This window comes from Bacillus sp. FF-1, from assembly GCF_028548245.1.
GTDB classification, from domain to species: Bacteria; Bacillota; Bacilli; order Bacillales; family Bacillaceae_G; genus Bacillus_A; species Bacillus_A paranthracis.
The window spans coordinates 132,513-155,162 of the sequence record NZ_JAQQGG010000008.1 but is presented as its reverse complement, the minus strand read 5'-3'; the positions used below and the strand labels follow the sequence as shown (position 1 = coordinate 155,162).

The 22,650-nt window shown below is 35.3% G+C and carries 22 protein-coding genes and 1 riboswitch; of the genes, 15 read left to right on the top strand and 7 right to left on the bottom strand.

Annotated features, from left to right (window positions below; genetic code table 11):
- Both PQF83_RS23035 and PQF83_RS23030 read left to right on the top strand, forming a co-directional pair.
- A complete protein-coding gene (locus PQF83_RS23035) occupies window positions 1-1,116 on the top strand; it encodes a M20 peptidase aminoacylase family protein (protein WP_000853525.1) in 1,116 nt (371 codons plus the stop codon).
- A gap of 213 nt (window positions 1,117-1,329) precedes the next feature.
- A complete protein-coding gene (locus PQF83_RS23030; protein ID WP_001005629.1) occupies window positions 1,330-1,938 on the top strand; it encodes an SAM-dependent methyltransferase in 609 nt (202 codons plus the stop codon).
- A 47-nt stretch (window positions 1,939-1,985) separates the two neighbouring features.
- On the opposite strand, the gene ahpF is transcribed toward PQF83_RS23030, so the two are convergent.
- A complete protein-coding gene (gene ahpF / locus PQF83_RS23025; protein WP_000599492.1) occupies window positions 1,986-3,512 on the bottom strand; it encodes an alkyl hydroperoxide reductase subunit F in 1,527 nt (508 codons plus the stop codon).
- 14 nt (window positions 3,513-3,526) lie between these two features.
- Window positions 3,527-4,090 carry an alkyl hydroperoxide reductase subunit C gene (gene ahpC, locus PQF83_RS23020; protein WP_000924422.1) on the bottom strand — a complete coding sequence of 188 codons (564 nt, stop codon included), beginning with the start codon at window positions 4,088-4,090 and terminating at the stop codon, window positions 3,527-3,529.
- Between the two features lie 588 nt (window positions 4,091-4,678).
- On the opposite strand from ahpC, the gene mtnK reads away from it, so the two are divergent.
- From mtnK to PQF83_RS22995, 5 genes are all read left to right on the top strand, one after another.
- Window positions 4,679-5,908, top strand: a complete 1,230-nt coding sequence (gene mtnK / locus PQF83_RS23015) for an S-methyl-5-thioribose kinase (RefSeq protein WP_000033261.1) — start codon at window positions 4,679-4,681, stop codon at window positions 5,906-5,908.
- A gap of 12 nt (window positions 5,909-5,920) precedes the next feature.
- Entirely contained in the window at window positions 5,921-6,964 is a 1,044-nt protein-coding gene (gene mtnA / locus PQF83_RS23010; protein WP_000392482.1) for an S-methyl-5-thioribose-1-phosphate isomerase, read from the top strand.
- Window positions 6,965-7,016: 52 nt separating this feature from the next.
- A complete protein-coding gene (locus tag PQF83_RS23005; RefSeq protein ID WP_000926545.1) occupies window positions 7,017-7,658 on the top strand; it encodes an L-fuculose-phosphate aldolase in 642 nt (213 codons plus the stop codon).
- A 253-nt stretch (window positions 7,659-7,911) separates the two neighbouring features.
- A complete protein-coding gene (locus PQF83_RS23000) occupies window positions 7,912-8,499 on the top strand; it encodes a hypothetical protein (RefSeq protein WP_000928931.1) in 588 nt (195 codons plus the stop codon).
- Window positions 8,496-10,724 carry a hypothetical protein gene (locus tag PQF83_RS22995; protein WP_000120377.1) on the top strand — a complete coding sequence of 743 codons (2,229 nt, stop codon included), beginning with the start codon at window positions 8,496-8,498 and terminating at the stop codon, window positions 10,722-10,724. Before PQF83_RS23000 ends, PQF83_RS22995 begins: the two co-directional genes overlap by 4 nt.
- Window positions 10,725-10,773: 49 nt before the next feature.
- Here PQF83_RS22995 and PQF83_RS22990 read toward each other — a convergent pair whose 3' ends face one another.
- Genes PQF83_RS22990 through PQF83_RS22980 form a run of 3 tightly spaced genes read right to left on the bottom strand, consistent with a single transcriptional unit; the run spans window position 10,774 to window position 13,784 of the window.
- Window positions 10,774-11,781, bottom strand: coding sequence for a FecCD family ABC transporter permease (locus PQF83_RS22990; protein WP_000613088.1), 1,008 nt, complete (start codon window positions 11,779-11,781; stop codon window positions 10,774-10,776).
- Window positions 11,778-12,818: a FecCD family ABC transporter permease gene (locus PQF83_RS22985; protein ID WP_000823048.1), complete on the bottom strand. Its 1,041-nt coding sequence runs from the start codon at window positions 12,816-12,818 to the stop codon at window positions 11,778-11,780. Before PQF83_RS22985 ends, PQF83_RS22990 begins: the two co-directional genes overlap by 4 nt.
- Before the next feature lie 48 nt (window positions 12,819-12,866).
- Entirely contained in the window at window positions 12,867-13,784 is a 918-nt protein-coding gene (locus PQF83_RS22980; RefSeq protein WP_000732578.1) for an iron-hydroxamate ABC transporter substrate-binding protein, read from the bottom strand.
- Window positions 13,785-14,115: 331 nt separating this feature from the next.
- On the opposite strand from PQF83_RS22980, the gene PQF83_RS22975 reads away from it, so the two are divergent.
- Entirely contained in the window at window positions 14,116-15,165 is a 1,050-nt protein-coding gene (locus PQF83_RS22975) for an NAD(P)/FAD-dependent oxidoreductase (RefSeq protein ID WP_272792345.1), read from the top strand.
- A gap of 195 nt (window positions 15,166-15,360) precedes the next feature.
- Here PQF83_RS22975 and PQF83_RS22970 read toward each other — a convergent pair whose 3' ends face one another.
- Entirely contained in the window at window positions 15,361-15,729 is a 369-nt protein-coding gene (locus PQF83_RS22970; protein WP_000235473.1) for a hypothetical protein, read from the bottom strand.
- 181 nt (window positions 15,730-15,910) lie between these two features.
- On the opposite strand from PQF83_RS22970, the gene PQF83_RS22965 reads away from it, so the two are divergent.
- From PQF83_RS22965 to PQF83_RS22940, 6 genes are all read left to right on the top strand, one after another.
- Window positions 15,911-16,150 (top strand): helix-turn-helix domain-containing protein, encoded by a 240-nt coding sequence (locus PQF83_RS22965; protein ID WP_001004507.1) that lies wholly within the window; start codon window positions 15,911-15,913, stop codon window positions 16,148-16,150.
- A 236-nt stretch (window positions 16,151-16,386) separates the two neighbouring features.
- Complete coding sequence (locus PQF83_RS22960; protein WP_000051521.1) at window positions 16,387-16,902, top strand: hypothetical protein; 516 nt, start codon at window positions 16,387-16,389, stop codon at window positions 16,900-16,902.
- Between the two features lie 20 nt (window positions 16,903-16,922).
- A complete protein-coding gene (locus PQF83_RS22955) occupies window positions 16,923-17,372 on the top strand; it encodes a spore coat protein (RefSeq protein ID WP_000432501.1) in 450 nt (149 codons plus the stop codon).
- 162 nt (window positions 17,373-17,534) lie between these two features.
- On the top strand, window positions 17,535-18,203 hold the full coding sequence (locus PQF83_RS22950) for a hypothetical protein (protein WP_001004282.1): 669 nt from the start codon (window positions 17,535-17,537) through the stop codon (window positions 18,201-18,203).
- A gap of 237 nt (window positions 18,204-18,440) precedes the next feature.
- Complete coding sequence (locus PQF83_RS22945) at window positions 18,441-19,706, top strand: hypothetical protein (protein ID WP_000434741.1); 1,266 nt, start codon at window positions 18,441-18,443, stop codon at window positions 19,704-19,706.
- 425 nt (window positions 19,707-20,131) lie between these two features.
- On the top strand, window positions 20,132-20,512 hold the full coding sequence (locus tag PQF83_RS22940; RefSeq protein WP_000424100.1) for a hypothetical protein: 381 nt from the start codon (window positions 20,132-20,134) through the stop codon (window positions 20,510-20,512).
- A 27-nt stretch (window positions 20,513-20,539) separates the two neighbouring features.
- Here the strand turns inward: PQF83_RS22940 and PQF83_RS22935 are convergent, their stop codons facing one another.
- Window positions 20,540-21,172, bottom strand: coding sequence for a cyclase family protein (locus PQF83_RS22935; protein ID WP_000862960.1), 633 nt, complete (start codon window positions 21,170-21,172; stop codon window positions 20,540-20,542).
- An 86-nt stretch (window positions 21,173-21,258) separates the two neighbouring features.
- Window positions 21,259-21,371: riboswitch (SAM riboswitch) on the bottom strand.
- Window positions 21,372-21,520: 149 nt separating this feature from the next.
- Here PQF83_RS22935 and PQF83_RS22930 point away from each other — a divergent pair.
- Complete coding sequence (locus PQF83_RS22930) at window positions 21,521-22,630, top strand: PRK06851 family protein (protein WP_000147495.1); 1,110 nt, start codon at window positions 21,521-21,523, stop codon at window positions 22,628-22,630.
- Window positions 22,631-22,650 lie beyond the last annotated feature (20 nt).

The following is a 22,650-nucleotide window of genomic DNA, read 5'->3' as shown; positions in this document are numbered from 1 at the left end:
TTGAAAACATTAGAACTACAAGAGCGTTTAACTGAAATTTTTCAGCATTTACATGAAAACCCTGAAGTGAGTTGGAAAGAGTATGAAACGACAGCGTATATTACTAACTTTTTAAAAGAAGAAGGAATTTCATATAAAATATTTGATGATTGCCCAGGGGTGATTGCTGAAATTGGAAGCGGAAATCCTGTTATTGCAATTCGCGCTGATATGGATGCACTTTGGCAAGAAGTGAATGGAGAATTTAAAGCGAATCATTCGTGTGGTCACGATGCTCATATGACGATTGTAATGGGACTTATTTTACAATTAAAGAATATGAGATGGAAAAGTGGTACAGTTAGATTTATTTTTCAGCCAGCAGAAGAGAAAGGGAATGGCGCTTTAAAAATGGTAGAGAAAGGTGCTGTGGATGATGCGGATTTCCTATTCGGTGTTCATTTGCGCCCGATTGAAGAACTATCTTTGAAACAAGCTGCCCCATCAATTCGTCACGGAGCAGCAGGATTTTTAGAGGGTACGATTCATGGAGAAGATGCACATGGAGCACGCCCACATCAAGGGATAAATGCGATTGATGTTATTTCCATGATTAATATCGGTTTGAAAAACATATGGCTACCACCGCAAAGTTCCTATTCAGTAAAGATGACGAGGTGCCAAGCTGGTGGTGATAATTTAAATATTATTCCGGGTAACGGGCATTTTAGTTTAGATGTCAGAGCGGAGGGTAATACATTATTAGAAGAATTGAAGAAAAAAATAGAGCATGTCATAGAATCAGCTGCATCGATGGGATCGAAAACTTCATATGAGTGGATTGATCTCGCGCCAGGAGCTGAAGTTTCAGAAGAAGCTGAGCGATTTATGCGTAAAGGCATTCTTGAAGTGTATGGGGAAGATAAATGTACGGGACCACTTTATACGACAGGAAGCGATGATTTCCATTACTACACAGTGAAGAGACCACATTTAAAAGCTGTCATGCTTGGATTAGGAGCAGACCTACAACCTGGATTACACCATCCGTATATGAAGTTCGATCATAGTTGCATTATGGATGGGGTAGAAATATTAAAACAAACTGTATTGAAAGTGTTAGAAGACAGGGGCTAGGGAGCTCCTGTTTTTTGTAGAAATTTGTCGTTAAGTCGATATCCTTTGTCGAAACGTCGATATATTGAAAAAATCGTTGATATATTTGAAATTACGATAGATATATTGAGAAAATCGTCGATATAATTTCACGTACCTATTAATTTGATGAAAAATGAGCATCCAGTACATGGTGTATAATAATAAGTACCATTTCTTAATAGGAGAAAACGAATGAACGAACAATATTACGATGCAGTTTTACATATAAAAACAGTCGGTGAGCAAAAAGGATTTAACAAGTCTATGCATTATCATCGTTATGAACCGACGCCGTATAGCGGATTAGATGAGTTATTGAATCAATATGAAATACGAAGTAGCGACCGAATTGTAGACTTTGGATGCGGAAAAGGGCGATTAAACTTTTATATGCATCATAAATGTGGTGCTTCAGCAGTTGGAATTGAAATGAATGAAGAGTTTTATAAAGAAGCGATGGATAATCGAGATCGTTATGCACGAAAGGCACGAAACAGTAAGGGGAAAATTCAATTCCAATGTTGTTTAGCGCAGGAATATGAAATTGATCCACGCGATAACCGTTTTTATTTCTTTAATCCATTTTCTGTACAAGTGTTTATGAATGTAGTAAATAACATTTTGCTTTCAGTAGAAGAAACGGGGAGAGAAGTGGATATTATTTTGTATTATCCTTCTGAGGACTATATTTTCTTCTTAGAAAATCAGACTGCGTTTGAGCTGAAGAAAGAAGTTAGATTGCCAGGTGCTTATGAGAAGAATGGGAATGAGAGATTTTTAATTTATACATTAAGATTATAAAAAAGCAGGTGCCAAGGCACCCGCTTTTTTTACTCACGTCTATATAATTAGTTACGGATTAAGTAATCAAATGCACCTAAAGCTGCGTTTGCACCTGAACCCATAGAGATGATGATTTGTTTGTACGGATTATTTGTACAGTCACCTGCAGCAAACACTCCTGGTACGTTTGTAGCGCCGTGCTTGTCTGTTACGATTTCACCGCGAACGCGTTCAACTGTTTCGCCTAACCAGTCTGTGTTTGGAACAAGACCGATTTGTACGAATACACCTTGTAATTCAACGTGATGAACTTCTTCAGTTTCACGATCGATGTAAGAAATACCGTTTACTTTATCAGTACCAGTAATTTCTTTTGTTTGAACGTTTTTCAGAACAGTTACGTTTGGTAAGCTGTTAAGACGTTCTTGTAATACAGCATCAGCTTTTAATTCTGGCATGAATTCAAGAACAGTTACGTGCTTAACAATACCTGCTAAGTCGATAGCTGCTTCAATACCAGAGTTACCTCCACCGATAACTGCTACGTCTTTTCCAGTGAATAATGGACCGTCACAGTGTGGGCAGTATGCTACACCTTTATTTTTGAACTCAGCTTCACCTGGTACGCCAACATTACGCCAGCGAGCACCTGTTGAAACGATTACGCTCTTACTTTTCAGAATAGCGCCGTTTTCAAGTTCCACTTCAATAAGTTCTTTTTTCTCTAAACGTTTCGCACGTTGTAGATTCATTACATCGATGTCGTATTCTTTAACGTGCTCTTCAAGACTTGCTACTAGCTTAGGACCTTCAGTGCGTTTTACGCTGATGAAGTTCTCAATGCCCATAGTATCCATTACTTGACCGCCGAAGCGCTCAGCAACGATACCAGTGCGGATTCCTTTACGTGCTGCATAAATTGCTGCACTTGCACCAGCAGGGCCGCCACCAACAACAAGAACATCGTATGGATCTTTATCAGAAAGCTCTGATGCATCTGGACCGTTACCCATTTTAGCTAAAATTTCTTCAAGTGTCATACGACCGCTGCCGAAAGATTCGCCGTTTAGGAAAACTGTTGGTACTGCCATGATGTCTTTGCTTTCTACTTCCTCTTTGAATGCAGCGCCATCAATCATAGTATGTGTAATACCAGAGTTAAGAACGCTCATTACGTTAAGAGCTTGTACAACATCAGGACAGTTATGACAACTTAGGCTGATATAAGATTCAAAATGATATTCGCCTTGAATGTTTTTAATTTGATCGATTAATTTTTGTTCAACTTTTGGAGCGCGTCCACTTACTTGTAGTAAAGCTAACACTAATGAAGTAAATTCGTGTCCTAATGGAATACCAGCGAATACGACACCAGTGTCTTCACCAGGGCGGTTTACGCTAAAGCTTGGTGTTCTCTCTAATTCAACTTTTTCTACTGTAATCTTAGATGACATAGTAGCTAATTCGTCTACTAGAGCTAACATATCTTTAGATACGTCATCGTCTCCTGCGCTTACTTTAAGTAAAATATCGTTCTCCATTAATTGAAGATATTGGGATAGTTGTGTTTTTATATCTGCATCTAGTATCATTTTGATCGAACTCCTTAGATTTTGCCTACAAGGTCAAGGCTTGGTTTAAGTGTAGCAGAACCCTCTTGCCATTTAGCTGGGCAAACTTCACCTGGGTTGTTACGTACGTATTGAGCTGCTTTAATTTTGTTAACAAGAATGCTTGCGTCACGGCCGATACCGTCAGCATTGATTTCCATAGATTGGATAACGCCGTCTGGATCGATGATGAATGTACCACGAGCAGCAAGACCTTCTTCTTCCATTAAAACGTTGAAGTTTGTAGTGATTGTGCGAGTTGGGTCACCAATCATGATGTACTCGATTTTACCGATAGTTTCTGAGCTATCATGCCATGCTTTGTGAGTGAAGTGAGTGTCTGTAGATACAGAGTATACTTCAACGCCTAACTCTTTAAGAGTTGCATATTGGTTTTGTAAGTCTTCAAGTTCAGTTGGGCAAACGAATGTGAAGTCAGCTGGGTAGAAACAAACTACACTCCATTTTCCTTTTAAACTTTCGTCAGTAACTTGGATAAATTCTCCATTATGGTAAGCATTAGCTTTAAACGGTTTTACTTCTGTGCCGATTAATAACATATTAAAATTCCTCCTAAATGTTGGTTTTGAGCATCAAAAAATAGTGTGCTCATAAAATATATTTTTTAATTAACTATAATAATTCTAATTCGATATTAATTATCATATAGAAGTGGTTATTTTGTCAAGCGAATAAACGAACTTTATATCAATTTAATTAATATTTATTCTCAATTAAGGATAACAGGGAATGGAAAGGTAATTTTAAGTTTATAAATTTTCAATGAGTGCTTGAATGAGTAGTGTGTATGTTAGAGATATGATGTAAGTATAAATTCTTAGGAAGGAAATATTTCTTAGAAGTTGTCTTTTTGAAAAGGAACTGCGTATTTCTATTTTACAAAGAATTGTGTGATAAATAAAATAAAATGAACTAGAATCTTTTTGAACAATTTTTGTCCTCTCAAATATATAATTAGGAAGCATATTGCAATGATATAGAAACATTGACTCAAGATATTAACAAGATATAATAAAACCTAGATATACATTTCAAAAAGAAGAACATATATTATAGGATGAAAGATTTAATCCTATTATTTTTTATAGCTTTTAGAAAACGCTTACAATTAGTGTGGAGGGGAAACCATGTCTAAGTTCACGAAGTATTTTTTAATGGAAGCTAGCGATGTGATTGTATATGTGAAAGAGAAATTATGTAAGTTTGAACATGCAAAGGGGTTACAGTGTAAAGAAATAGGCGATGGTAATTTAAATTATGTATTCCGCGTTTGGGATGAACAGAAGAACATTTCTGTCATTGTAAAGCAAGCTGGGGATACAGCACGTATTTCAGATGAGTTTAAGTTGTCGACGAATCGTATTCGTATAGAATCAGATGTTTTGCAGTTAGAGGAAGAGTTAGCACCTGGACTTGTTCCGAAGGTGTATTTGTTTGATAGTGTGATGAATTGTTGCGTAATGGAGGATTTATCGGATCACACAATATTACGTACAGCACTTATAAATCATGAAATATTTCCGAGGCTTGCGGATGATTTAACTACCTTTATGGTAAATACACTCTTATTAACATCGGATGTTGTAATGAATCATAAAGAGAAGAAGGAGCTTGTGAAGAATTATATAAATCCTGAGTTATGTGAGATTACAGAAGAACTCGTATACGCTGAGCCATTTACAAATCATAATAAGCGTAATGAGTTATTTCCGTTAAATGATGGATGGATTAGAGAACATATTTATAGTGATAAAGAGCTCCGTATAGAAGTAGCTAAACTTAAGTTTTCTTTTATGACGAATGCACAGGCGCTTATTCACGGTGATTTGCATACTGGTTCTGTTTTTGTAAAAAATGATTCCACAAAGGTAATCGATCCTGAGTTTGCCTTTTATGGACCAATGGGATATGACGTTGGGAATGTAATGGCGAATTTAATGTTTGCTTGGGTAAATGCAGATGCAATGATGTCAGCTGGAGCTGAGAAAGATACGTATATGGATTGGTTACAATCGACAATAATAGAGGTAATTGATTTATTTAAGAAGAAGTTTTTAGACGCTTGGGATATTCATGTGACAGAGATTATGGCGAAGGAAGAAGGCTTTAACGAAATCTATTTACAATCTGTATTAGAGGATACGGCTGCGGTGACGGGACTTGAGTTAATTCGTCGTATTGTTGGGCTAGCAAAAGTAAAAGACATTACTTGTATTGAGAATGAGGAAGCACGTGCTAGAGCGGAACGTATTTGTCTTCAAGTAGCGAAGAAATTTATTTTACGAGCGAATCAATATAAAACAGGTACAAGCTTTGTAGAAACGTTAAAAGAACAGTCAATGCACTACGCGAAGTAAGGGGAGAAGATGATGGAAGAGCAATTAATACCAATCCAGTGGAAAGATGATGCTTTAGTTTTATTAGATCAAACATTATTACCGAATGAGGTTGTCTATGAATCTTTTAAAACAGCTGAAGGTGTGTGGGATGCCATTCAAGTAATGAAAGTAAGAGGTGCGCCAGCGATTGGTGTTTCAGCAGCTTACGGGGTGTATTTAGGAGCCAAGGAAGTTACTCAAAATACGGTGGAAGAATTGATAGAGGAAGTAAAAAAGGTATGTGCATACTTAGCAACATCAAGACCGACAGCAGTAAACTTATTTTGGGCACTTGAAAGAATGGAGGCAGTCGCGACAGAGAACGCACACTTATCAATCGCCCAGTTGAAAGATAGATTACTAGAAGAGGCAAAAGAGATTCATAGAGAAGATGAAGAAATTAACCGTCACATTGGAGAACATGCACTAACATTATTCCATGATGGAATGGGAGTATTAACACATTGTAATGCAGGTGCGTTAGCGACGACTAAGTATGGTACTGCGACAGCTCCAATGTACTTAGCGAAAGAAAAAGGATGGGACTTGAAAATCTATTCAGATGAGACACGTCCTAGATTACAAGGTTCAACGTTAACAGCATTAGAATTGCAGCGAGCGGGAATTGACGTCACTGTCATTACAGATAATATGGCAGCTATGGTTATGTCACAAGGGAAGATTGATGCGGTAATCGTTGGATGCGACCGTGTGGCAGCAAATGGTGATATAGCAAATAAAATTGGGACATTAGGCGTATCTATTTTAGCGAAATACTACAACATTCCGTTTTATGTAGCAGCACCAACACCGACAATCGACTTAAAAACACCGACAGGAAAAGAAATTCCGATCGAGGAAAGGGATGCTTCTGAAGTGATTAATCGCTTTGGGCAATATTCTGCTCCGAAAGAAAGTAAAGTATATAATCCAGCATTTGACGTCACGCCACATGAAAATGTAACAGCGATTATTACGGAAAAAGGGATTGTAAAAGCACCGTTTACGGAAAACTTAAAAAAGCTATTTCAATAAGTAGATAGATACAAAGTCAGTCATCATAAGCTTCATACTTAGGGGGATGTATATGTTATTACAAAAAGAGAGAGAAGAAATTGTAGCGTATGGAAAGAAAATGATTTCTAGCGGTTTAACAAAGGGGACAGGCGGTAATATTAGTATTTTCAATCGGGAGCAAGGTCTTGTTGCCATTAGCCCAAGTGGTTTAGATTATTATGAAACGAAGCCTGAAGATGTAGTTATATTAAACTTAGATGGCGATGTAGTAGAGGGAGAGAGAAAACCATCAAGCGAACTTGATATGCATCTTATTTATTATAGAAAGCGTGAAGATATAAATGCGCTTGTGCATACACATTCTCCTTATGCAAAGACGATTGCATCATTAGGATGGGAACTGCCCGCAGTATCGTATTTAATTGCTTTCGCAGGCCCAAATGTTCGTTGTGCACCGTATGAAACATTTGGTACGAAGCAATTAGCAGAGGCTGCTTTTGAAGGGATGATTGATCGCCGTGCCGTTTTACTTGCGAACCACGGTTTAATTGCAGGTGCAAATCATATAAAAATGGCATTTACCGTTGCGGAAGAAATTGAGTTTTGTGCGCAAATTTATTATCAAACGAAAAGCATTGGGGAACCGAAGCTATTGCCAGAAGACGAGATGGAGAATTTGGCGAAGAAGTTTGAAGGGTATGGGCAGCAGTAGTTAGCTATGGAGTGTTTTGTCTATTGCGATAGATTCGGAAAAGGATCTATTGCAGTAGATTTTTTTATAAATATTAAATCCTTTTAAGGGAATAATTTAATTTAATGATATAATGAGGTAAATATTGTAACTTTTATTAAGGATAGAGAAGCATAAAATATAAGTAGTTTAGAAAAGTATATACATATTTTGGGGAGAATAACTGATAAAGTGAAGAGAATGAAGGGATGGATAAGGTTTGGGGAATAGTGAAATGTTAATGAATCAATTATTTCAGGGAATACAGTCTACTAATGATAGTTTGGAAGAAAAGATTATTTTACCGAATTTGACTGGCGGATATGATTTGAAAAGCAGAAGCGGAGAAGTAGTCGCGGAGTATCAGCCGTCTCCTGTTGAAGGTGGTGGCGTTATAATGGATGGTCATGGAGAAACAATTGCTCGTGTTCAAGAGAATGCGTATGATGGAACGACCTTTGATTTTGGAGGTGGACATACCGTTTCTTCTAGCCAAAATATGTATGGTGGGGAAACTTTTCATGATAATGTTGAAGGGATAATAGGGTACTCACAGCCTAATAGTTCGGGTGGCTTAACAATGAATACAGCTACGGGAGAAAAATTATATGATATGAACTCGAATCCACTAGGGGAAGGGATGACAATTGATACAAGTCCAGAATTCATATCCCCGAATATAGATATAGATGTGATTGATACTACTCATTTGGACGCTTTAGATGTAGTGAATAGTGTTGTGGATATAACGGATGCGGGTTCTATTTTGTCTACGTCTGTAGATGGATTAGATATTTTAGATTTGTTGGGGAATCTGTTTTGAGTTATATAAAAGAAAAAGAGCAAGCTGATAATCCAGTAGAGCTGTATTTAGAAACCAAAAAACAATTATATGAGCAACTTACTCATAATGTAGCAGAAGAAATTGAATCTTTTGTCGAGAGAGTAGGAGAGGCACTTTTCCAAAAAATTCATGAAAGTATTGAAAAACGGAATAAAATGCTAGAAGAAGAAGTCTTTAAGCCTTTACAAAATCCAGATAATAAAGAAATGTATTCACAATATATTACCCGTTTTTTTCAATTAACTCAGGTGGGCGAAATTAGAGATGAGCTGAAGGGGATACTAAATTTTCCATATTTAGGGAAAGTGTATTATGAATTTCTTGAAGAAATATCAAAAAATCAACATGGACATTTATTTAAAAAATTATATTTTACAGGTAATGTTTTTGAGGGGTTAAAGAAAAGAATGAACCTTTCAATGGATACCACGATTAAAAACTTTCAAAATTACTATGAGGCATATGGTCAATATACAGAATTATTAAGAGATATACAAAGTAGGCTTCCAGGGAAAAAATTTGTGCAGCTTGTATCACAAATAATGGCATCGTTAATTATGGGGTTTGGAGGCTCCTTCTTAGTTAAAGGACTTGCAAAATTATTAGACCCAGATGCTTTAAAAATAGTAAACGCGCAAGAGAATGTACGACAAATGTGGGATAAATATAATGAACAGTTGAAGGTGGATCTGGAACAATTAAAAACCCATTATAAGTATGTTCAATTGAGTTTATATGGTGGCGCATTTGTAACTGTTAATAAGCAGCTGAAAAAGAGTGGCATAGAATTTCAAAAGTTATATTTGCAAGATAACGTTTATAAATTGCAATTAATTAAAGGTGAGCAAGGACAGGTAGTAACATGGGCAATAGAAACGATTTCTCATATACAATCTTTATTACAGAAAAAAGAAATTGACAAAGCAGTCCAAGTATCTAACCAGTTTTATCAACACGTTAGCAAGTATCCAATTATGGAACGAACAATTATAAAGAATGGGAAAAGTATTAAATATTATGCGAACTTATTAAAATTTGCAGCGCTTATGTGCAAATCGTTAGAACTATGCGAAAAAGAAAAGGATACTTTTATCACCTTTACTGCAGAGTTATTTAAACAATTACCGATGGTAGTTCATGATCATGATCTTAGGAATTTAGGTTTGATGACAAAGACTGAGTTTACAATGAAATTTTTGCATCATGGTTTGAAAGAGAATCAAAAATTAAATCTGATTTTGGACTATGAAATGCGTATGGTTAAACGAAAAGATGAGCATGATTTATATCCTGGTGAAGAATTAAAAGAGTTTAGCTCTTCTCAATACCTTGCTACTTTACTTGCTCGATTTATGAAATCGAAGCGTCAGAAAGTAAATTCTTTTTACCGAATATCACAAAATAAAGAGGTACCATTCGCTGTTATGATTAGTTTGAAAAGATTGTATAAAAAGACACAGGGATGGGATTCTTTCTATAAATATTTACTCGCTTGTACAACTAATGAAAGACTTTCAAAGACCTTCAATAAGGTGAAAGGTGTACTACAGGTTATAAAAAAAGATAAAAGAATCTATATTCCACTTGGCATGGTTATATTGATGCTATTTGGTATAAGTGGAATGTACTTGATGAAAGAGGACAATAACAGTGCTTGGCATGGAGAGAAAATAGTATGGCGTAGTAATGGAGAGAAGAGTTCTTCTCAAGAAAATACTACTCTTGCAAAAGAATCGGATGCAGATAAGTCAATTCCATCAATATCGGTGAATGATAGCGCTGGTTCTTCTTATAATTTTAAAGTTAAAACAAAGCAAGAACTAAAACAGGTTCTAGAAACAGCTTTAATTGACGGGAATTTGGGACCATTTGGATTGAATGTGATTGGACAAGAACAATCTGCAGTGAAACAAGAATTTGGTACACCTGATGCTTTACAGGAAGCAAAGTGTACAGCTTGTGATGCAGCTAATACTGTTACTTATGGTGATTATAACCTGGATATGTTTCCTTCAAAAGTTAAAAAAATTTGGTTACATATGAATATTCCTGTAAATGAGTTAAAGAGTTGGTTAGGTGAGCCGTATGGAATAGAAGAAGGGATAGATAGTGATGCCCTTGTATACCGCAAGGAGGGCTACGCTATCTATTTCAGTGTCGCTGATGGTTTTGTAAAACGCGTTGATATGTATAAAGGTGAATAAAATGCTGGAGATAAAAATACCCTCAAGATTTCATTCTTGAGGGTGTTTTTTACGCCTTCTTAAGCAACAAATACATAAAGTAAGGAGCACCAATTAAAGCGACAACAATACCTGCTGGGATACCGTTAGGTTCAACGATATTTCGTCCGATTGTGTCTGCTAATAGTAATAGCCATCCGCCGATTAAAAGGGCGATAGGCATGAAGATTTGATGCCTTGGACCTACTAAAGATTTTGCAATGTGAGGAGCCATTAGTCCAATAAAGCTAATTCCTCCTGTTACGGAAACAGCTGCAGCTGCAAGCGCAACGGCCGCCACTAATAAGTATCTGCGTTCTTTTTCAATTTCAATTCCAACGCCAATTGCGACTGGTTCGTTTAATGCTAGAATGTTTAATCGGTTTGCTTTATAGAAAACGAACGGAATGAATACGATTAACCATGGGAGCATTGCTAAAACGAAGATCCAGTCATCTCCCCAAATATTTCCGGCAATCCATTTGGCGATAAAGTCCACTTTCATACGATCTGCGGATGAAATAAGGACGATCATCATTCCAGATAGTGCAAATGCAAAACCGATACCGGTTAATGTTAATCGCACCGGCTGAAGTCCAGTTGATTTACTATATGAAAATACGTAGATTAGAACAGCTGTCAGAAACGCTCCGATAAATCCAACGATAGGTAGTAAGTAAAGAAATGAACCTACATCTATTGGAAAGTATAAGAAGAAAATAGCAACAGCAACACCGGCCCCAGAGTTGATTCCGAGAATACCAGGTTCAGCTAAATCATTTCGGGTAATTCCTTGCAGAATAGCTCCTGATAAAGCGAGAGCCATACCAGCTAATAATGTAATGATAATTCTAGGTAGCCTTAAAGAGTATAAAACGAACTCCTCTTTAAAAGTTCCTTGTCCCATTAACGTTGGGAGTAGTCGATCATAAGATAAAGATGCTGAACCGAGCCCCATTCCAATTACAATAGTTGTAATGGTTAGTATAAGTAAAGCGAGTATGATAAGACGTTGTTTTCTTAGAATAGATGGTATCATGAGAACATTTTTCCTCCTTTACGTACAATGAATAGGAAGAATGGTAATCCTACAATTGCGACAATAGCAGCAACTGGTGTTTCGTACGGAGCGTTAATGGTACGTCCGATTGTATCTGCAAGTAGCATAAAGGAAGCCCCAGCAATTGCTGACATCGGTATAACAAATCGGTAATCTGGACCGACAATTGGGCGTACCATGTGAGGTACCATTAAACCGATAAATGCCATATTTCCGACAAGTGCTACAGACGCACCTGCAAGTAAGATAATAATGATAAATAGAATGGTTTTAATAACAATAATTTTTTGACCGAGTCCAATAGCCACTTCTTCACTGAAACTAAGAACTGTCAATTTTTTTGCTAGTAAGATAGCGATAAAGATACTAATTGAAATGACTGGAATAATAACTTTCAATTGGCTCCAAGTAGTTCCAATTACGCCTCCAGCAGTCCAAAGTGATACATCTTGTGAAATTTTGAAGTAAATGCCGACTCCTTCTGAAATTGCGAGTAGAAATGCTGAAACGGCAGCACCAGCTAATACAATTCGAAGAGGGGAGAGACCGCCTTTTTTCACCATACCAATTCCAAATACCATAATTGCACCAACTGCAGCACCGATAAAGCAAGCTAATGTTAAGTAAAGATAGCTGATGGAAGGATTGAAAGCAAGTGTTAGTGCAAGCGCAGCATTTGCTCCACCAGATAGCCCGAGTAATCCAGGATCTGCAAGTGGATTTCTTGTTAATCCTTGCATAATTGCTCCAGAAACAGCAAGCCCAGCTCCTACAAAAATAGCGGCAACTTCACGGGGCAAACGTATTTCGCGAATGATAGATATTTTATCCCCTTTAGCGGAGGAAGTGAGTGCTGACCATACGTCTTTTATTGAAGTATCTGCAGCACCTAATACCATTGCTACCATAAAAATAAGAAAGAATGCAATTATGCTTAAAATTAATTTGTATGTAAAAGCTATAGAACGTGTATTGTCATGTTCTTTTGTCATTCGTTTCACATCTTTTCTTTTCATAGAATAAAGGAAGAGGAATTCTTAAAATAAGAATTCCTCATGTTTGTATTATTTACCAAGAAAGCTCTTCTTGAAGAAGTCTAGTTGGAAATCTAATGTAAGTGGATCGTTGAAATAGAATTCCATCATGTTTGCTTCGTATACACGATTATTTTTTACTGCTGGGATGTTTTTATATGATTCTGTCTCTTGGAATGAGTTATCAGTATCTTTGTTTTTACTTACGATTAAGTAATCACCAGCAAACTCAGGTAATACCTCAGTAGATAATGCGTAGTAACCTTCTTTTAATGCTTTTTCTTTTACTTTTTCAGGCATTTTTAATTTCATTTCTTGGTACAGAATTTCTGTTCCGCGGCCCCAGTTCTCGCCGTATACATAAAGCTGTTTGTTGAAGTTTTCTACAACAGAAACTGTAGCATCTTCACCGATTTTTGCTTTAATTTCTTTACCAGCTTCTTGTGCACGTTTCTTGAAGTCATCAACCCAAGTTTTTGCTTCTTTTTCTTTGTTTAATAACTTACCAATTTCTAAATGCTGTGTTAAGTAATCAACTTTTCCGTAAGTGTATGTTACAGTAGGAGCGATTTTCTTTAACTTATCAACATTTTTAATATTTGATAAACCGATGATTAAATCTGGATTTAGTTCAGCGATTTTTTCAACATTTTCATCTGATACTTCAGCAACGTCTTTAAGTTTGCTATCAAAACGTGGGTTTTGTTTAGACCATGAATCTACCCCAACAAGATTTACACCTAATGACATTACGTTACCAGCGAATGATGATAAAACAACAACGCGTTTTGGATTTGCAGGAACTTCTACTTTACCATTTTCAGATTGGTATGTAATGGTTTCTGATTTACTACCTTTTGCATCGTTCTTTTTGTCTGTAGAGCCATTGCTACAAGCGCTCATAACAAGGACGAAAAGAACTGTTAGTGAAATAAATAACTTTTTCATCGTCTGTCTCCTTTAAATAGATGATATGTGTATACAATAATTTGTTTAACTGCAATCTTTTTGAAAGAGTAGTGGTAATACAAAATGTTTATTAAAAATTTTGAATGTGAGATGTCACAATATAGTATTAACCATACTAATAAAAGAAGATGTAATCTCAAATTTTCTAATTATTAACAAATTGATAATGATTATCACTATTGATTCATTAAATAATATAATTTTATCTAGTTGTATTGTCAATAGTAATTTTAATTGTAAATTTTGCGGAAACAGGTTATATTTTATTGAGAATGATAATCAATGATTAGTAGCTGAGGAGTGAGCACGAATGAATCGAGAAGAATTGTTTGATGTAACTGTGATAGGCGGAGGACCTGCAGGGCTTTATTCAGCTTTTTATAGTGGACTCAGAGAAATGAAAACGAAAATAATAGAATTTCAACCACAGCTAGGTGGAAAAATACATGTTTATCCAGAGAAGATGATTTGGGATGTAGGAGGACTATTACCAGTTACAGGTGATAAATTAATTGAGCAACTTGTACAACAAGGGTTAACATTTCAGCCGGAAGTTGTATTAAATACAAAAGTAGAATCGATTATTCGTAATAAAGGTGGCACTTTTACGTTAAAAGCAAACGATGGAAAAGAACACTTTTCAAAAACAGTTATTGTGGCAACTGGAAGTGGTATATTGAAACCACAAAAGTTATCAATTGAAGGTGCTGAGCGATTTGAAGTATCGAATTTAAATTATACAGTGAAGTCTTTAAAGCGTTTCAAAGATAAAACGATCATTATTTCCGGCGGAGGAAATTCTGCCGTTGATTGGGCAAATGAATTAGAACCAATCGCGAAAAAAGTATATGTAACATATAGAAAAGAAGAATTATCTGGTCATGAAGCACAAGTGAAGCAACTGCTGAACAGCTCAGCTGAGTGTTTCTTTCATACATCGATTACAAAATTAATTGCTGGTGATAGTCATGAAGCGATTGAATATGTAGAATTAACGAATCATGAGACAGGTGAAGTTTCTCATTTACCTATTGATGAAGTTATTATTAATCATGGATATGAACGTGACATTACATTATTAGAAAATAGTGAGTTAGACGTTGCGATTATAGATAATTTTTATATTGCAGGGAATGCAAATAGTGAGTCTTCAGTAGACGGATTATATGCTGCTGGGGATATTTTAAAGCATGAAGGAAAATTACACTTAATTGCGGGAGCATTCCAAGATGCTGGAAATGCTGTGAATAAAGCGAAACAATTTATTCAGCCAGATGCAAGTGAGTATGGAATGGTTTCTTCGCATAATGAGGTATTTAAGAAGAGAAATCGAGAATTGATTAAGCAGATGATGAAATAGTAAAGGAACAAGTATACCCCCATTTACTTCTCTATTCGAATGACGAGAGAGGTAAATGGGGGTTTTCCTGTTTACTATATTTTCAATCATTATAATGACACCGGTTTCATCAGTTCATGTGACATGAACGTTTTATTTATAAATCTCCCTAGAAAATAATGAATCTATGTTTTGCTGACGCAGAACTGTATTACATTATGCTGTTCCTTTAGCTCGTTCGTTAGGAAATGGCATGTTTAATATAGAAGCAATGTACTGTTTTCCATGCATTCGAGCTAATGATTCTAATATTTGGCGAACACGTTTTGTAAGATGACCTTGTTTTTTTATTTCCTCACAATATGCGTCATAGAAAACGTATTTAGCCCAAAGGAAATCATCTTGTTGGAATAAGAAATGATTTTTGTACCATTCTCCAATTGTATGGTAACAATTGTTTTCCTGTATTGCTACGCTTTGAGAAAGAATACGATCAGATAAAGATGCAGTTAAATGAGAAATTGTGTTTTCTGTTTCAATTTGTAATGTTTTTTCTAACATTGTAATGATGTGACGAGTAGCCATATGTTAACTCTCCTTTGTGTAAATGGGTAATACCATTCTATATTTAAAAAATTCTTACTATATACTATTATACAATATATGGAATGCATCTACCTGCTTTTTAGGTTGCATTTACAAAATCTTTTTTATTTGTTTACAAAAATAAAGTAAGATACAGTATATAGGAAAAAATAATAAAGGAATGAACGAGTTGTATATAACAGTAGAAGAAGCTGCGGAGTATTTGAATTTACCAAAGTCGTATATTGAAGAGTTAATTCAGCAAAAGAAAATTCGTGCACTATTTGATGGAGAGCAATATTTATTAAATAAAGAACAATTCAATACACATTTAGAACAAATGGAGAAATATAAGCAATTAGTGGAAGAAATATTGAACGAACCAATTCCAGAAGATATGGATGTTAAAGACGAAGATTAAACTATGGGAAATCCCTTATGAAGATATGCAGAAATGTATCTTCATAAGGGATTTTTTTGTTTAAAGATATTAAAAGCATAAGGAGTTCTTAGCCTTTCCTCAAATTTTGATAGGTAGTAGTCTACCATGTTAAAAGCATATTTTTTTCTAGCTAGGACAAACATAGAGAACGTAACCTGTACAGATACATATACTATCAGTGCAAAAGCTTATAAATTAATGGAAGGGGTTTTCTCGTGAGTTTATTTCATTGTGATTTTTTGAAAGACTTAATTGGATCTTTTGTGAGAGTAAACAGGGGTGGTCCAGAATCTCAAAAAGGAACAATAATATCAGTATGTCCGGACTACTTCGTATTGCAGAATGAAAAAGGTGAACTTTATTACTATCAACTTAAACATCTAAAGAGTATCACAAAAAATGCGAAAGAATGTGGATCAAGTGATTGCGAGTGGGAAGATTGCGCCTGTGCAGAAGACTTTGAAGAACTGCTTGAAAGTTTCAAATATTGCTGGGTGAAAATTAATCGCGGTGGTCCAGAGAAAGTGGAAGGCATTTTACAAGATGTTTCTTGTGACTTCGTAACATTAATCGTAAAAGAAGAAATTATCTTAATTGCAATAAAGCATATTAAAAGTGTTAACTATAATGCTTTAGCTTGTGGAGAGAGCGATGAGAGCGACGATAGTAAGGAAAGTAGCAATAATTCAGGTCGTGCTCGTGCACAAAGACAATCAAGTAGAGGAAGATAATAAGAAAGGGGGATACGAAATTGGAGAATGTATTATGTTGTGACCAAATTAAATGTTTAGTTGGTGAGACTGTCAAAGTAAACCTTCGCGGACCAGAAAGTCGAGTTGGTGAGCTTGTATCGTTAGGCAAAGATTATCTAACGTTACAATTACCACATGGTGAATTAGTATATTATCACTTGAAGCATGTGAAGAGTCTAGTTAAGAAAGTAAAAGAAAGTAAATGTGGTGATTGCTATAGTTCATGTTTCTGCTCTGATGAGGATACTTTTCTAGATATATTAAAAGACTTGAAGTATAAGTGGGTAAAAATTAATCGTGGTGGTCCAGAATGTGTGGAAGGTTTGTTAAGTGAGGTACACCATGGCTGCATTACACTAGTAAACTGCGATGAAGTGATTTATGTAGTTAAGTCTCATATTAAGAGTGTGAGTCAAGTAGTTAAATGTAAAAAGAATGAAGATGAATAATGTTTAATAAATAAGAGGGGCATTATGAGGGAAAGAGAAGAACAATTTCTTATTTCAATAGTATGAAAAGGAATTACTTACTATTAAAACAGAACTTTGCCCTGATTATTTTTTTAGAAATGAAAGACAGGAAAGAAGAAATTCATAGGAAGGAGGATATAGATGAATGAGTTAAACAAAAGTATTGGAGAAAATATATATGTTAAATTAATTGGTGAAAAAAGGTTTAAAGGTGTATTAATAGACGTAGGAAATGATATCGTTGTTCTTTACAATGGACAAGACTACGTATATATATCTTTATACCATGTACAATATTATAAATTTTTACGATCACATGATGAAGAAATCTTAAAACCAGATGTGGATTCTGTAATTAAGAGAGAGTCACCTTCAATTTCTTTGAGGAAAGTATTAAGTACTTCCAAAGGGATTTTTACGGAAATTTATGTAGCAGGAAATGCTCCAATACATGGGTATGTTACAAGTGTAATGAATGATTATATTGTTTTTTATAGTCCAGTTTATAAAACTGTATATATATCTTTAAAACACTTGAAATGGTTAATTCCGTATAAAGAAAATCAAGTGCCTTACGCCCTCAATAAAAATGAACTCCCCGTGAATCCCTTAAATATTACGTTAGCTCGAACGTTTGAAGAACAACTTATTAAAATGTCTGGAAAAATTATGGTGTTCGATTTAGGTGAGGAATATAATAAAATCGGAAAGATGGCGAAGATTGATGAAGGGCATATTGAAATATTAAAAGCGCGTGATGCGAAAATGTATGTAAATATTCAACATGTAAAATCTGTCCATTGTCCGTAAGTTAATTGAAAGGGCTGGCTTTTTCTTTTATATGCAGAAGAAAAGGTCGAGCCTATTTGTTTAGCTTGATCTGAATATGAGGGGAAAAATGAATTGAATATAAATATGTTAGTATGGCTGTTGAAGAGGAAATTTTGTACTAAATTATAAAGAATATGTACGAGCTATCTTTTGATGTATTCAATTTATTTTTTTGAGGGAGAACTGCTTAACTAATATATTAAAGGGGTTTTGTTGGTGGAGCAGTTTCCAAATTCGTTATCGATTACATTACTTGGTAGTGCTGGTGGAGCAGCAAAAGCAGTTTTAGCGATTTTAAATCAAGCGATAGTAAATGAAAAAGACCCGATTTATGAAGTGATAAAGAATGTTACATTTTATTTGGTTGATATAAAACAAAAAGATAGGACGTATTATGACGAGTTGTTTCCAAATTTGGAAGATCAATTGTTTTTATCCGAAATAGATCTCCAAGATGTAGTGACATTTAAAAAACATTTAAAAGAAAGTAGTACGAGCGTTGTGATTGATGTTTCAGGGGCAGATACGATCAGAGTATTAAGCTGTTGTAATGAACTTGGAATTTGTTATATTAATTCAGCTTTGGAAAACGAGGCAGTAGATCAGGACGATAGTTTAATCGGCTTTCAGCTTACGGAAAGATATACGAGATTTGAGAAGGAAAAAGATAAATTTAAAAATACAAAAGCAATTATAGGCTCAGGTATGAATCCAGGTGTCGTTCAATGGATGGTTGTTGAACTTATGAAGGAACGCCCGAATGAAAAGCCAAGAGCATGCTATATAGTAGAACATGATACGTCATTTTTGAATGATACAGCACTTATAAAGCCTCATACACTGTATGCTTCATGGGCAGTAGAGCGATTTCTAGATGAAGCGATATGGAGTTATCCGATGTATATGAGTCATCATCGTCCTCTTTACTTTTATGAAGATGTATATGCTTCAGAGTATAAAGTAAAGTTGGGAGAGAAAGAATTTTATGGTTGTTTGATGCCGCATGAGGAAGTTTTAATTTTAGGGAAAAACTTTAACATGGAAGTAGGGTTTCTTTACCGAATTAACGAGTATACAACAAATATAATTAGACAGAACTTAGATAAGGTAGAAGATCTATGGAATTGGAATCGTAAAGTATTTAATCCAGCCGAAGAAGAGATTGCGGGCGAGGATCTAGTCGGTGTATTACTCGTTTATGAAAATAGCGAGACCTATATGTATAACGTGATGAATAGCAGTCAAGTTTTTCATAAATATAAAACGAATGCGACATACTTCCAAGTAGGATGTGGCATTTATGCTGGCTTGTGTAGTTTACTGTTCGATAACTTTAAACAAGGTGCCTATTATGTAGAGGAATTATTATTAAATACAGAAAGTAAGTACGGAGAATATTTGAATTTATATATGAATGATTTTGTAGTTGGTGGAAATGACTTTACGGATGGATTGCTACATGATCGAGTAAGGTGGATATAAATTGTGATGAAAAGGAAGGGGAAATCTCCTTCCTTTTCTCGTTATAAGGTTACAGATTGCTCTGAAAGTAATTTCCTTATCATTTAATGAGATAATATGTAGAGTTTTTGTATTGATCATGAGGAGTAGCAAGGAAGTATTGCGATTCAAAGTAGCGGAGAGCTAGGAATGAAGGTGGAGATTTTTTTACCGATAGCATAATGCGCTAGAAGAAAATATTTTTCAGAAAAGTGTTCTTGTTGCGTAAATATAAACATTTTATAAAATGTTTCGAGAAGGGTTTTTTTTATAAAATACTTCGTTTATAATGGAGGAAAATATCGACATGAGATTTGTTATTCATGTAACGGTTCGGTAGTGTTAGAAAAAGAAGGGGTGCACGCGCATCCTTTTTTCTATGCAGATATTATGAAAGAGGTGGTATGATGGAATTAACATTAAATTCGACTGTATGCTTACACGCGATTCAATTTCGAAAAGAGCAAAAGAATTATATTGTAAAAGATACAATTACAGGAGAAAAATATGAAATGCCGCCACTTTGGATTGATGCATTGGCAATGATGCGTGACGGTTTTTTATTAGGGGAAATTGAGGAGAAATTAAAGGAAGAGTATCCGGAAGAAGAAATAAATATGTTAGCATTTACGAGGCAACTGTTAGAGCTAGAACTTGTCGGAATGGTCGATGGGGAAGAAATAGCTTGTACAAAGAAGAAAGAGAAAGATTATTTAGCTTGGTTACGTCCTCGCGTTGAGCAATTCTTTCTTAGTTTAAATAAAAGAAATAGAAGCAAAGGTCAATGATGATCTTTGCTTTTTTGTATAGTTTGTTTAAAAAATTACAGCGAATGCTCTTGCGAAAGCACCGTCGCTATTTTTAATTTTTAAAGGTGCCGCTGAGAAAAAGAAACGTTTCGCATTAATGGCATCTAAGTTTGTTAAGTTTTCGATTAAATAAATATTATTCCCAAGTAGTATGTGATGGATTGGCGATGTTTCTGTCGTTACCTCGTCAGGAGAAATGAAATCTAAACCGACAGATTTTACTTTTAATTGAACTAATTCTTCAGCTAATTCTTCGGAAAGATAAAAGGCTTCTTGTTCATACGCTTCTGTATTCCATTTATTAGATAGGTTGGAATGAAAAATGACAATATCACCTTCTTTTATGTCAGCATTGTGTAATACTTCTTTAGGTAGTTTTCGTTCTTGTACATGAGTTACGTCGATAAGAACAGCTTCACCTACAAATTGGTCTAGGGGCAATTGATCAATAGTCGTTGCGCCTGAAATGAAATGAGCAGGAGCATCACAATGTGTACCAACATGAACGACAGAATGAAAATCTGTAACTTGATAACCTGTTTCTTCAACGCTTGTAATGGCTTCTAAATTGATTTTTGGTGTTCCAGGAAATTGAGACATATTGTTTTCAAATGTTTGGGATAGGTCAATTACTTTCACTTTAAATACCTCCAAGTATATATTTTGAAATATAAAAAACTCACCTTTCATAATCAAGAAAGATGAGTTTTGCACACAATAGTTACGTTTTATCTTTCAAAATGCAATGCATTTTGCAGGAATTAGCACCTATTCAGTTTGTATAAACTGAGGTTGCTGGGCTTCAAAGGGCCGGTCCCTCTGCCTCTCTTGATAAAGGTATATTCAATTTAAAGTTCGGAATTTTCGTGATAATAAAATTGTAATTCATTTCCTTTTTCTGTGCAACACAAAATAGGTATTCACCCAAATAAAGTTGCTCGCATATTGTAGCTTATGTAAATAGAATGCTGCGAAGGAGTGAGTGCAGTGACAGGGAATGTATTGAATTATTATGCTGGTGGAAATACAGCTAGAGGATTTCATAATTTATATGAAGAGAATTTAAAAGGACTAAACAGATTATTTATTTTAAAGGGTGGACCTGGAACGGGAAAATCTTCTTTAATTAAGGTAATAGGTCGTGAATGGGTTGAAAAGGGATATGATATTGAATTTTTACACTGTTCTTCTGATAATAAATCGGTTGATGGTGTCATTATCCCGAAGTTAAAAGTAGGAATTGTTGATGGAACATCACCGCATGTTATTGAGCCAAAAATGCCAGGAGTTGTCGAGGAGTATATTAATTTAGGAATTGCTTGGGATTCAGATAAGTTAAGAAAGCAGAAAGTGGAAATTGAACGATTTGTTTCAGAAGCAAGCAAAGCTTTTCAAGCTGCTTACGCTCGTTTTAACGAGGCATTAGTTATACATGATGAGTGGGAGAAAATATATATTAGTAATATTGATTTTAATAAAGCGAACGAACTAACCGAGCAGCTCATTCAGAAATTATTTACAGATAAAGTTGGGAAACAATCGCTTGTGAAACATCGGTTTTTAGGAGCAGCTACACCGAAAGGAGCAGTTGATTTTGTTCCTAATTTAACAGAAGGATTACCACATCGTTATTTTATAAAAGGACGCCCAGGTTCTGGAAAATCAACAATGCTCAAAAAATTAGCTAAGGCAGCAGAAGAAAAAGGATTTGAAGTTGAAGTATATCATTGTGGGTTTGATCCAAATAGTCTTGATATGGTGATCGTAAGAGAATTAGGGTTTGCGATTTTCGATAGCACGGCACCACATGAATATTTTCCGAGCCGCGAAGGTGATGAAATTATAGATATGTATGCCCTTATTGTAACACCAGGGACGGATGAGAAGTACGCGGAGGAAATTCGTGACGTCTCTATTCAATATAAAGCAAAAATGAATGAGGCGATGTCTTTTTTAGCGAAAGCGAAATCAGTTCGTGATAAATTAGAACGAATTTATATTGCTGCTATGGACTTTTCAAAAGTAGATGCATACAAAGAGGAGATCCAAAAAGAGTTTGAACGAATTGCGGTTAGTGTAACTGAAAAGAACAAGTAAAAAATAACGAATTTTGACAG